Below are 12,286 nucleotides of genomic sequence, written 5' to 3'. Positions count from 1 at the left end.
GAAAACTTATGAATAAAGCAGGTTAAATCTTGTATCGAAAATCTTAATACCTGTTGAATTGTGGTACTAATTTTGCTGATAAAAATCCGAATCGGAACCTATTTTGATGTCTATGAGATTTCTACCGATAGTAAATAAAGTGCTCATTATAGCACTTTTTATGTCAGTTTGCAGTTGTTCGGGATCGCAAAACCCCGACCGCAGGAAAGAATCGGTCGAAATCCCGCTGGAAACATACATCAATGTTAATCGCAAACTTGTTGAGAAAGAACAGCAAAGAATCAGAGAGTTTGTGAAAGAAAACAAACTCAAAATGAAACCGACAGGTACAGGTTTGTGGTACCGAATCGATAAACCCGGTGAAGGTGAGTCTATCAGAAAGGGACAGGTAGTAATGCTGGAATATCAGGTAAAACTGCTTGACGGGACTGTCTGTTATGATTCAGAAGAACTCGGCCCAAAAGAGTTTCTGGTAGGTCGTGGTGGTGTGGAGTCGGGCCTTGAAGAGGGTGTTTTAATGTTGAAAAACGGATCCAGCGCCTCATTTATTATGCCACCCCACCTGGCACATGGTCTTGTTGGTGACGACGGAAAGATTCCTTCAAGGGCGATTATTGTTTACGATGTGGAAGTCGTGGGTGTAAAAAACCAATGATGTTCCAGTTAAGCTATATTTGCTCACATCAACAAATTTCTGTTATTTTGTAAGACCTAAATCAACCGAAACAATGAAACGAGCATGGCAAAGTTTGATACAATATGTATAAATCTTGCATGCGAGTTCCATCAGGCCAATAACTTAAGTAAATTATATACTAATGAAACGAATCTCTTTCAAACATACCCTGATTGTATTAATAATTATTGTTACAGCTTCGTTTAACGCCTGCGACGATGGTTATCGTATCAACACAAAAGAAATGATCCGTGAAGAGCAGGATTTAATGGCAGATTATCTTGACATTGTACATGATACCCTGAAAGATGTTAGCTATAATGTTATCGATACAGCCGGGGATAACAGCTTTCTTTATTTTGAATTGAAGCAGGGTACCGGCGATTCTGTAAAGGTTGGCAAAGAGGTCGGGTTCAGGTATATGTATTTTGAAATTGCACGTGATACTACAGGAGTTCCTTTTATCTATCCATACGCCAGCAACTATGAATCGGATAGTCCTTTTACTTATGTTGTGGGTAATACTAACATGTATCAGGGAGGAACCTATCCCGGAATTGATATCGCGATGCGCAATATGGCGTATGGAACCAAAGCCCGGATATTTGTTCTCTCAAGTCTTTGGAGCAATGATTATACACCTCGGGTGGTCGACCTGGAAGTAACTTACGTGGAAAAATAGTACCTTTTTTTATTCTCCATACGCAACCATATCTTTTCTTCTTCATCTTTTATATAAAGGAATTGGCAATTATATGACTTGATATAAAGCCAAAATCCTTAAAAATAATTGTCTAACTATTATAAAGATGGAGAAGAGAACAATGAGAACTATTTTGTTAGCTGTTGTTTCATTTATGTTTTTTGCAGGCTTTACGTCATGCCTGGATGACGATGATGATTCTACACCTCAATACATGGAGCTGGGTGTAACGGAGTATGGGCCCGACGATGAGAAGCTGGTTTTTACCGATTCTGAATCTACCCTGCAGATAAGGAGCTATCCTGGAAGTTTTGAATTTACCGATAGTGTTCGTATTCTGATGAGGTATTCGGTGTTCGAAACAGGAGAAGAAGAAGATATTTACGACTATATGGTCGATGCTCTTAGTATTCAGGATGTTGTTCTTAAGGATATTGTCGAATTGAATGAAGAGAACAGGGACACCATTGGTACCGACCAACTTTTTATTAATGATATCTGGATTTCCGGGGGGTACCTGAATGTCGATTTCGCTTTCTATGGCAATGATGAAGTTCATTACATCAATGTAGTTAAAGACCCGGACGAGCAAACAGGGGATGAAACGGAAATTTATCTTCAGGTTCGGCATGATGACAGGGGAGATGAAATGATAAACCGTTACCGCGGGTTAATGAGTTTCTATCTTGAGCCACTCCAGGTTGACGGCCATGATGAGGTTACCCTGATATTTGAGAACCAGGGATTTTATGCTGCCCCGTATGAAGAATTTGAAGTGGATTATGAATATTAAAAGCCTTTCAGAATATCCATTAGATGGGTTTCCCCGCAATTAGTGCAAAGGGTGTCTCAACATGAGACACCCTTTTTTTGCTTCACCTCACCTCTGCCCGAAGTTTCAACTTAACGAAGGATTACTATACCCATATATTTTTTTACCAGTCGTTGCAAATCGGAACATTAACAAAAATCATAGCCCTTAATGACGAATTTATCGCTGTTAAGTTTTGTAAAAAATGCAAATTTGAGGTATTATTGCAGTGCATTAATAAGCACACAACTAAAAAAGATAATTGTATGGAACAGAGAAACAGTAACTACGGTCTCGGCATGGGTGTTTTCGGTGCCGTTTTTTTTATTTTTGGCTTTGCTACAACCTTCATTATTACAATGACGGCTCCGGTAAAAGCCATTTTTGGATTGCCTGAATGGGCTGCACAGCTTTTGTCATCAGCCTTTTTTATTACCTATCCGATCCTTTCAATTCCTTCCGGGAAACTGGTTGCGAAAATAGGATATAAATGGACTGTTATACTTGGATTGTTGTTGATGGGAATAGGAAGTTTGATATTTTGGCCTGCTGCTAAAATTCCGTCCTTTCCAATGTTTTTAATTGCTACCTTTATTCTTGCTGCAGGCGTTGTCTTTCTTCAGGTTGCCGCCAATCCTTATGTGACGGCTCTCGGGCCTGAAAGCTCAGCTTCCAGTCGTTTAAATCTTACTCAGGCACTGAACTCAGTGGCGACCATGATTGCGCCATGGATTATTTCAGTGGCCATTTTCAGGGGGCTTGGAATTCCGGCCGATGAATCGTTAATGACACCCGAACATGGTCTTGCAGCTGCAGAAAGAGTTCCCGTACCATTTATAACTATGGCAATTGTGGTTATAGCTGTTGCGGTTATTTTATTCTCGATAAAACTGCCTGTTCTTGTTAAAAACAAAAAAGAAGGCACCAAAAAAAGTGTTTGGAACTACCCTCACGTTATTCTGGGGGCCTTTGCCATTTTTGCTTATGTTGGAGCAGAGGTTGGTAACGCCGGATTGATCGTTAATTATCTTCGCAATTCTGCCGGCATTGACCCGGAAAAGGCTTCCACGTATGCCGCAATTTACTAGGGCGGTGCAATGGTTGGTCGTTTCTTCGGAGCTATAATGTTTAGCGAGATTAAGAATAAAGCAAAAAAATATGCTTTGGTTGTATCGGTTTTAATTCTGGCGCTTGTTTCAGGGGCATTTGTTACTGCCGACGGCTACACCTTTGAAACTTGGAATTTTAGTGCAGGTCAAATATTTATGATAGTTGCCCTGGTTAATTTCCTGATTATGCAAATAGGGAGAGGCAAAGCTGCTCGCACTTTGGCCGTCTTTGCCCTCATGGCTGCTGCGTTGGCACTTATTACTACCTTTACAACCGGGGAAGTAGCCCTTTGGACTGTTATTTCAATCGGATTGTTCAATTCAATCATGTTCCCCAACATTTTCTCGTTGGGAGTTAAGGATCTTGATGGTGAAGAGATGGCATCTGCATCGGGTATTATCAATTCATTCGTAGTGGGTGGTGCTGTTATACCACCTCTGATGGGAGCAATCGCCGATGCAACAAGTTATACCTGGGCATTTGTTGTGCCGGCCGTTTGTTACCTTTACATTTTCTTCTATGCTGTGAAGGGGCATGCTATTCGTACAGAATAATTCAATTTTATTATATCGGAGCCGGGAGTGCTTTTGCTTCCGGCTTTTTTTAACATAAAAGCTTATTTATCATGAAGAAAATTGCTATTGGAATTGATATCGGTGGCACAAATACCGTTATTGGAGCAGTGGATCAGGATGGAAACGTAATGGTTAGCCGCTCGATTGATACCCCTAAACATGGTGATTTTGACAAATATATCTCCGACCTTTCGGGTGAGATTCAGGAGCTTGTCAAGTCGTTGAAACTGATGAATGAAGAAACCGATATCCTTGGCATTGGTGTTGGTGCTCCGAACGGTAATTATTACAGCGGTACCATCGAGTATGCGCCCAACCTTTCGTTCAAGGGGGTGGTTCATGTGGTGGATGCACTGAAAAAGAATTTCCCCGAATCATACGCCATTGCGCTAACCAATGATGCTAACGCGGCTGCTATTGGTGAAATGGTCTATGGCGGTGCCCAGGGGATGAAAAATTTCGTAATGTTCACGCTCGGTACCGGCGTAGGGAGTGGAATTATAGTGAATGGTGACCTGGTATACGGACACGATGGTTTTGCCGGGGAGTGTGGCCATACTACACTGGTTCCCGGAGGTCGTGTTTGCGGTTGCGGCTCGCTCGGTCATCTGGAAGCATATTGCTCGGCCCCCGGTATGAAACGTACTGCTTTTGAGCTTTTGGCTTATTACAATGCTGAAGATAGTTTGCTGGCCAACAAATCGTACAACGAGCTCACTTCAAAAATGATTTACGAAGCTGCTGTGAAGGGAGATAAGATTGCTCTTGAGGTTTTCCAAAAAACCGGCGAATATCTGGGGCAGGGTCTTGCCGATACTGTTCATCACCTTGCACCTGAGGCCATATTTCTTTTTGGCGGCCCCACCGCTGCCGGTGATTATATTTTTAAACCCACTTATGAAAGCATGAACCGGCATTTACTTCCCATCTTCAAAGACAAAATCAAAATCCTCCCTTCCAAACTGAAGTTGGGCGATGCTGCTATTGTAGGTGCAAGTGCATTGGTTTGGAAAGAGCTTGAAAAATGATGAGACAGTATAGAACTTTTTATTCAGGGTCGCTCTTGACGGAGCGACCTTTTTTTTATTTGATGTTGCTCCTGAAAGAATTGTTTACGTCAGGATGTTGGCACAAAGTATTTTATGTTCGAGTTTCTAAAACACTGTAATGGATAACATTTGCACAAAAGAAAAAATATTCAGCGTGGCATTAGAATTATTTGTCAGAAAGGGTTTTTCTGCTTCCGTTAATGAGATTATCCGTCATGCAGGGATTGCTAAAGGAACGTTTTATCATTACTTCAAAACCAAGGAAGATCTGATTGTTGAGCTATATAAGAAATTGATGTTCGAGATCGAAGAGGATTGTGTTGAAGAATATGGTGGAGAATCGGCCCGCGATTATTCCAGAAATGTTTTTGGTGCAATTGTCAGATGGTTTATCAGCAATCCGGATAAGTTCAACTATATAGTAATATTTGAAACCAGTCCGTTTATTAAAAAAATAATAGGACGGGTTCCCGAAACGTTAAAAGCTCCCATTGAAAATACCATGAAAAAGGTAAGTATGGGGATGTTAAAAGCGTACCCTCCCGAAATGATTACTTTCTTCGATTTTTCCTTTACACGCGCCGCTGCCAATTATTTTCTCAGTTTTTCTAATCCTTTATCGGCTTTTGAGTCTGGTTTTCAGATGGCTTTTGATTTGTACTGGGACGGAGTATCTGGTAAGTAAAAAAGTTAACACAACATTAATAAAAAAGATACCGACCAAATGGTCGGTTTTTTGCATCTTTGTAATAACTATTGATGATTATCATGTTATTATTCTTTGAATTTTTATTTATTGTGTTGATTTGTTAAAAAGTGTGTCGTTAATTTGTATCCAGAATATTTTAGAGCAATAAACCGTAAAAAAACAAACCTTTTAACATGTTTCATTACTTATGAGAAAAAACAAGTTCTTTATTTCTGATGGCTTTCCTGTTTCTTATTACGGCAGGAATAAACGGTCAGGTAAACGTGACCGGAAAGGTCATTGACCAGGAGACAGGTGAGCCCCTGATCGGGGCAGCTATTGTCGTTGAGGGCACCAGTAAAGGTACTGTTACCAATTTGAATGGTACATTTAAACTGACTGTTGAACAACAGCAACAAAATCTGTTGTTCAAGTACCTTGGCTACAAAGATCTGAAAAAGACAATTGATCCGGCAGGTGAGGATGTTCTTGATCTGGGAGTTGTACAAATGGTTTCTAATGTAGTAGGGTTGAACGAAGTACTTATAATGACTTCGTTTGCCAGAGATAAAGAGACACCCGTCTCTATTTCTACCATTCGGCCTGCTACAATTGATGAGAAACTTGGTACTTTGGAATTCCCGCAGATTCTTAAATCCACACCTTCGGTTTATGCTACCCGTGGAAGTGGGGGGTTCGGAGACTCCCGTATTTCTCTTCGCGGTTTCGACACCAATAACATCGGTGTTCTTATCAATGGTGTTCCCGTAAATGATATGGAGAACGGTCGTGTTTACTGGTCCAACTGGTCCGGTCTTTCCGACGTAACACAAACCATGCAGGTTCAACGTGGTTTAGGGGCTTCAAAACTGGCATTAAGTTCAGTTGGTGGTACCATTAATATTTTGACCAACAGTACGGATGTTGAAAAGGGTGGCACGTTCTATACAGGGATTGGTAATGACGGCTACAGAAAGCAGTCTTTTTCTGCCTCAACCGGTTTGCTTGATAATAACTGGGCGGTATCTCTCTCTGGAACTCATACCTATGGCGATGGCTATATCAAAGGTACAAACTTCGATGCCTGGACATATTTTTTAAATGTTTCCAAAATCATCAATGATCATCACAGGCTTTCACTTACTGCATTTGGTGCTCCGCAGTGGCATAATCAGCGCGGTACACCTTCAAAAATTCAGGCCTATCGTGATGATACCGATGGCATTCGCCGGAATTTGAGCTATGGCATACGCGACGGAAAAGTATATGGCGGCGGTTATGCCTACAATAAGTACCACAAGCCTCAGATTTCGTTAAATCACTATTGGAATATTGATGCGAATACCATTCTTTCAACGGCTGTATATGCATCTATATCCCAGGGTGGAGGTCGAAGGGTCGACGGCGAAAATTCTCAATGGCTCAACATAAATTACGATACCGGTGAACCTTATCCTACCACACTTCAAACACCCGACGGACTTCTTGATTTTGATGAAGCAGCCAGAAGGAATGCTGAGTCTCTTACCGGTTCAAAAGCATTCGTGGGAATGGCTGTTAATCAGCATCAATGGTATGGTATTCTTTCTACACTTAACAAAGAGTTTGGAAATATTAACTTCACCGGCGGATTTGACGGTCGTTATTATATTGGTGAGCATTTCAAGGAAATAAAAGACCTTTTGAGCGGAGAGTATTATCTCGACAGCTATAACATCAACCGGCCGGCCAGCACTCCCCTTAAGGAAGGCGATAAATACGCCTATCACAATGATGGGGTAGTTGCATGGGCAGGTCTGTTTGCCCAGGCCGAATATGTCGGAGATAATTATTCTGCATTCCTTACCACTTCTGTGTCACAGAAAAGTTACAAACGAATCGATTACTTTCAATATGAGCCTGGTAACCAGGAAACCGAGTGGGTTAATTTTACTCCCTGGAGTATCAAGCTGGGCGCCAGCTATAATCTTACCGAGGAACACAATTTCTTCGTGAACGGTGGTTACTTTACCCGTGCTCCTTATTTCTCCTCTATTTTTCTTAACTACACCAACGAGATTAATGAGGGCGCCAAATATGAGAAAGTTCTTTCGTTTGATGCCGGGTATGGTTTTTCATTGCCAAATTTAGAAGCCCGCATCAATGGTTATTGGACCAATTGGAAAGATAAAGGTCTGGTCAGGTCTTTCAGTGGAGAAACAGCCAATATACCTGGTATTAATGCCCTGCATACCGGAATAGAATCCGAAATCACCTGGAAACCCATTTCTGAGGTCTTTATAAAAGGAATGTTTTCATGGGGTGACTGGATTTGGGAAGACGATGTAAATTTTTCACTCTTCGACGACAATAACCAGTTGCTCGGAGAATACAGTGCTTATATCGGAGATGTTCATGTCGGAAATTCTGCCCAGGTAACTTCTGCGCTCACGGTTGATTATGAAATGCTGCCCGGGTTTAAAGTCGGTGCCGATTTTAATTATTACGGAAAGAACTTTGCAGAATTTGATCCCACCAACCGTACCGTAGAGGGCGAAAAGGTGGATTCCTGGCAGTTGCCCGATTATACTACATTCGATATGAACCTGAAATATGATTTCAACATCGGATCACTGGAGGCCTCGGTTTATGGAAACGTAAACAATCTCTTTAACACAGAGTATGTTGCTGATGCTAACGATGGCGACAACCATGATGCTGCATCGGCTTTGGTCTATTATGGCTTTGGTACAACATGGTCTACCGGGCTTAAGGTTAAATTTTAATGGCAAAAAACAGAGAATAAATTATGAAAAAATTATTATATACACTGACGTCCGTACTCCTTCTGACGTGGGGTTGTGAACCCATGGAGGACGTTTACCATGAACTGGACAAAGAACAGGGCGACTTTAGCAAGGAAATAGAAGTTGTCCTGCAAGATGCTGATTACAGTTCTCTTTCCGAGATTGCAGAGAAATTGGGAAATTCCGATGCAGCAGATTTTATTGATGAAAATCTTGCATTCAGCGAAGAATATCCTGCTGCAGATTTCGTTCCAGCTTTTCTGGCCGACGAATACATTGCTCTGAAAAAAGACTCAAGAGCTAAGGTGACATTTAATTACATGGTTTCAGATCCTGAGTATCTTGAAAACTATACACTGAGTTTTGAGTTGGACTCTGCAGACTATGCTGATGCCGTTACATCTCTTGGCAAGATAAAAGCCTTTTCGCCTTCTTATCCTGTTGAAGATTATATGTCAGGCATTCTGGGTGAAGAATTTGGAGATAAACCGGACGGATCAGTTGTCTATACCTCATACAGAGTATCTGATATGGATCCGGAAGAGCTGGGTAGTGAGTCGCCCGAAATTTTCAGTGAAGGCTTTAACGGCTCACTGGGAAGTTTTACTGCATATAGTTTAACAGGGGATCAGGTTTGGGAGCCTGACAGTTATGGAGGAACCGAATATGCTTATATCTCCGGTTATGTGTATGGTGAAGGGGATTATGAAAATGAAGATTGGTTGGTTTCCCCGGAAATTGATCTTTCGGAATATGAGACAGCGTATGTTGTGTTGAATCAGGCAGTAAATTACCTGGATACCTGGGACAATCTTCAATTAATGGTAAGTACGGATTTTAATGGTTCTGATGTTGCAGCCGCAACCTGGACCGAATTGACCATTAATACTAAACCCACGGGTAATAACTGGACTTTTGTTGAGTCGGAAGAAATCGATCTTTCAGAATACCTGGGAGGCTCTATTTATCTGGCATTTCGCTACCGTTCAACTACTTCAGGTTCTGCTACCTGGGAGGTGGATTGGATAACGGTGGAAACTGAAGATGTGCGAAAGCCTGAATATACTTATTTTGACGAGTTCTTCGAAAAGGATGGGACCAATTGGACCCGGGTAACAGAAGATGACTTTGAGGATAACAAATACATCTTGTCTGCTGAGGATTACGACGCTATGGGTGCACCAGGTAAGTATAACAATTTTGACGAAGATGATGGCCCGGATCAGTATTTGCCTCAACTGATCGCACAGCACAAACCTTTTGCTCAGAAAGATGATAAAGTTGCCATAGTCTATTTGTACTATGATGGTTCAACCAACCCGCGGGCAAGTGAATATGTTTTCGATGGAACCGAGTGGCAAAATAGCTCAAGAATTATAGAGCGCACCGAACAGTTTGTCCATAACGGACAAAACTGGGTGTTTGATCCTACCATTGTTTTTACAATGACTTCAACCGACTATCAGATGATTGTGGACTATGTAAAGACAGAAATTGACAATGGTGGCGATTATATTAACAGCTATGGTACCGGTGAATATTATTACGGGGCTGATGCTTATTATGAGAACTTCGATCTTCGCTTATCGAACCGGACAGAATATAACATTCCGGGATTTGAAGGTCTTTCAACCGAAGAAGCTGTTGCCCTGACGCACGAGCGCCTTGCTGAAGCAGTAGAGGTACTCCTTAGTGTAAAATATCCTGATGCCGTGCCGCAGGTCAACGGGGTTGATGTTCATTACATCGTTACGCTGGAAACTTATGAAAATGATCTAAGCAGAAATACTTTTACTTATGATTTTAAATGCGTATCCGATGCTCCTGAATTTGAACTGGTAGATGGCCCCGACTTCGGAGAGTAATTTGATAGTAAATTTTGAATTTTTTAAACAAATTGATATCTTGCACACCGTTTTAATAAAAGAAAACAAAATGATCGAAAAATTTTCACATATTTGGTGGCGAAAACTTGACTCATAACAGGTGGGACAGGCCGTCACTTTGTGTGCAAGAATAAAAACAAAAGAACCGCAGGCTTTTCCACCTGCGGTTTTTTTTGTGTGTGAACGAACCGTTTTCCGACTGAGTAGTGCCTGTGTCTATAAAGCAGGAAAAGTTTTCTACTAATCATGTGTCAGTTCAGAAAGTGCTGGTTGCAAGGCTTGCGAAGCCATCAAACGTAATACAGCAAATGGCACTTTATAGACGGACACTAAGGACAACAGTCAGTTACACTTTTACAATACGTTGCAAACCAGTTGCTTGTGATTAATAGGTTGTATTTGTTAAAATGCAGTATATCAAGATTATATGAATTATCTTATATCATTTATCTGACAAAATACACAAACCTCTAAAAACATGTTATTTATGCTAATTTGTTAGTTTTTGGAATATGTCAGTACTTGAAAAAAATTACTATTGACTATTGACTATTGACTATTGACTAAAAACTACTGACTAAAAACTATTGACTAAAAACTATTGACTAAAAACTATTGACTAAAAACTACTGACTAAATTAATTATATCTAAAAATCTAACGATCTATTTTAAGTAGTGAACTCAATCATAGAATTTAATAATACATAGTCATGTCAGAAAACTATTTCAAGAAGTATCCGTCAAAAGATGGGTTTTACAAAGAGTATGGAGGAGCATTTTTGCCACCGGCACTCGAAGAAGAGATGAATAAAATTACCGATGCCTATTATGCCATCAGTAAGTCACACAATTTTATTTCGGAGTTGCGGAGCATACGTAAGCATTACCAGGGACGCCCGACTCCGGTTTATTATTGTAACCGGTTGTCGGATAAATATGGCGGACGTATTTATCTGAAACGTGAGGACCTCAACCACAGCGGTGCACACAAACTCAACCATTGTATGGGAGAGGCGCTTCTGGCTAAATATATGGGCAAGAAAAAACTGATTGCCGAAACAGGAGCCGGTCAGCATGGTGTTGCTTTGGCAACGGCTGCTGCATATTTCGGGCTCGAGTGTGAGATACACATGGGTGAAGTAGACATTGCCAAAGAACATCCTAATGTTGTACGAATGGAAATTCTCGGGGCGAAAGTTGTACCTGTTTCCAAAGGACTGAAAACTTTAAAAGAGGCGGTTGATTCAGCTTTCGAAGCCTATGTTCAGGACCCTGTTACTTCGATTTATTGTATCGGTTCGGTTGTCGGGCCTCATCCGTTTCCAATGATGGTACGTGATTTTCAGCATGTTGTGGGAGTTGAAGCACGGGAGCAATTTTTTGATATGACAGGCGAAATGCCAGATAACGTTGTGGCCTGTGTTGGCGGAGGAAGTAATGCCATGGGAATATTTTCGGGTTTCATGGAAGATGAAGATGTGGATTTGTATGGTGTTGAACCCGGTGGAAGATCAATGAATACCGGTGATCATGCCGCTACCATGATGCAGGGGAAACCCGGCCTGATTCACGGGTTTAAGTGTTATTTGCTTCAGGATGACGAAGGAAATCCCAGTCCTGTCTACTCAGTGGCCAGTGGATTGGATTATCCGGGAGTCGGGCCGGAGCACAGCATGCTCAAAGACATTGGACGGGTGAACTACGATATGGTGACTGACAAGGAGGCCATAGATGCCTTTTTTGAATTAAGTCGTCTCGAAGGCATCATTCCCGCATTGGAAAGTGCCCATGCTGTAGCTTATGCTTTCAAACTGGCTCAAAAAGACCCGCGCAGGTCTGTTCTTGTAAACCTTAGCGGACGGGGCGATAAAGACATTGATTTCGTAGTGGAGCAGTATGGTAAGGATTACGGGATAGGATAAAGTTTTAACGCAGAGTAGAGACACCCAAATAGGGCATCTCTACTCTCTCATAATAAAAACTTTGCGCCATTGCGTCTAG

The 12,286-nt window shown here is 41.4% G+C and carries 10 protein-coding genes; all 10 read left to right on the top strand.

Annotated elements, in window-relative coordinates; translation table 11 throughout:
* The first annotated feature begins 112 nt into the window (after positions 1 to 112).
* Positions 113 to 655, top strand: coding sequence for an FKBP-type peptidyl-prolyl cis-trans isomerase (locus OQ5_RS0114435; protein ID WP_016778168.1), 543 nt, complete (start codon positions 113 to 115; stop codon positions 653 to 655).
* 163 nt (positions 656 to 818) lie between these two features.
* On the top strand, positions 819 to 1,358 hold the full coding sequence (locus OQ5_RS0114430) for a hypothetical protein (RefSeq protein ID WP_016778167.1): 540 nt from the start codon (positions 819 to 821) through the stop codon (positions 1,356 to 1,358).
* Positions 1,359 to 1,500: 142 nt separating this feature from the next.
* Positions 1,501 to 2,172 carry a NigD1/NigD2 family lipoprotein gene (locus OQ5_RS0114425; protein WP_026055313.1) on the top strand — a complete coding sequence of 224 codons (672 nt, stop codon included), beginning with the start codon at positions 1,501 to 1,503 and terminating at the stop codon, positions 2,170 to 2,172.
* A gap of 284 nt (positions 2,173 to 2,456) precedes the next feature.
* The gene (locus tag OQ5_RS24830; protein WP_016778165.1) at positions 2,457 to 3,278 is read left to right on the top strand and encodes an MFS transporter; all 822 of its coding nucleotides are present in this window, start codon (positions 2,457 to 2,459) and stop codon (positions 3,276 to 3,278) included.
* A gap of 9 nt (positions 3,279 to 3,287) precedes the next feature.
* On the top strand, positions 3,288 to 3,854 hold the full coding sequence (locus OQ5_RS24825; RefSeq protein ID WP_016778164.1) for a hypothetical protein: 567 nt from the start codon (positions 3,288 to 3,290) through the stop codon (positions 3,852 to 3,854).
* A 71-nt stretch (positions 3,855 to 3,925) separates the two neighbouring features.
* Positions 3,926 to 4,903, top strand: a complete 978-nt coding sequence (locus OQ5_RS0114415) for an ROK family protein (protein ID WP_016778163.1) — start codon at positions 3,926 to 3,928, stop codon at positions 4,901 to 4,903.
* 175 nt (positions 4,904 to 5,078) lie between these two features.
* Positions 5,079 to 5,609 carry a TetR/AcrR family transcriptional regulator gene (locus tag OQ5_RS0114410; protein WP_255297560.1) on the top strand — a complete coding sequence of 177 codons (531 nt, stop codon included), beginning with the start codon at positions 5,079 to 5,081 and terminating at the stop codon, positions 5,607 to 5,609.
* 239 nt (positions 5,610 to 5,848) lie between these two features.
* Positions 5,849 to 8,377, top strand: a complete 2,529-nt coding sequence (locus OQ5_RS0114405; protein ID WP_016778161.1) for a TonB-dependent receptor — start codon at positions 5,849 to 5,851, stop codon at positions 8,375 to 8,377.
* A gap of 23 nt (positions 8,378 to 8,400) precedes the next feature.
* A complete protein-coding gene (locus OQ5_RS0114400; RefSeq protein WP_016778160.1) occupies positions 8,401 to 10,263 on the top strand; it encodes a choice-of-anchor J domain-containing protein in 1,863 nt (620 codons plus the stop codon).
* 732 nt (positions 10,264 to 10,995) lie between these two features.
* Positions 10,996 to 12,207, top strand: a complete 1,212-nt coding sequence (gene trpB, locus OQ5_RS0114395) for a tryptophan synthase subunit beta (protein WP_016778159.1) — start codon at positions 10,996 to 10,998, stop codon at positions 12,205 to 12,207.
* Positions 12,208 to 12,286: the final 79 nt, after the last annotated feature.

Origin of the sequence: Anaerophaga thermohalophila str. Valhall (genome assembly GCF_000250735.1) — a bacterium.
Taxonomy (GTDB): Bacteria; Bacteroidota; Bacteroidia; order Bacteroidales; family Marinilabiliaceae; genus Anaerophaga; species Anaerophaga thermohalophila_A.
The sequence above is the reverse complement of the archived record's forward strand: the minus strand, read 5'-3'. Positions and strand labels throughout refer to the sequence as shown.

Excerpts from the sequence above, each read along its gene's own strand:
- OQ5_RS0114435 (WP_016778168.1), top strand. The coding sequence starts at position 113 with ATGAGATTTCTACCGATAGTAAATAAAGTGCTCATTATAGCACTTTTT.
- OQ5_RS0114430 (WP_016778167.1), top strand. The coding sequence starts at position 819 with ATGAAACGAATCTCTTTCAAACATACCCTGATTGTATTAATAATTATT.
- OQ5_RS0114425 (WP_026055313.1), top strand. The coding sequence starts at position 1,501 with ATGAGAACTATTTTGTTAGCTGTTGTTTCATTTATGTTTTTTGCAGGC.
- OQ5_RS24830 (WP_016778165.1), top strand. The coding sequence starts at position 2,457 with ATGGAACAGAGAAACAGTAACTACGGTCTCGGCATGGGTGTTTTCGGT.
- OQ5_RS24825 (WP_016778164.1), top strand. The coding sequence starts at position 3,288 with ATGGTTGGTCGTTTCTTCGGAGCTATAATGTTTAGCGAGATTAAGAAT.
- OQ5_RS0114415 (WP_016778163.1), top strand. The coding sequence starts at position 3,926 with ATGAAGAAAATTGCTATTGGAATTGATATCGGTGGCACAAATACCGTT.
- OQ5_RS0114405 (WP_016778161.1), top strand. The coding sequence starts at position 5,849 with ATGGCTTTCCTGTTTCTTATTACGGCAGGAATAAACGGTCAGGTAAAC.
- OQ5_RS0114400 (WP_016778160.1), top strand. The coding sequence starts at position 8,401 with ATGAAAAAATTATTATATACACTGACGTCCGTACTCCTTCTGACGTGG.
- trpB (WP_016778159.1), top strand. The coding sequence starts at position 10,996 with ATGTCAGAAAACTATTTCAAGAAGTATCCGTCAAAAGATGGGTTTTAC.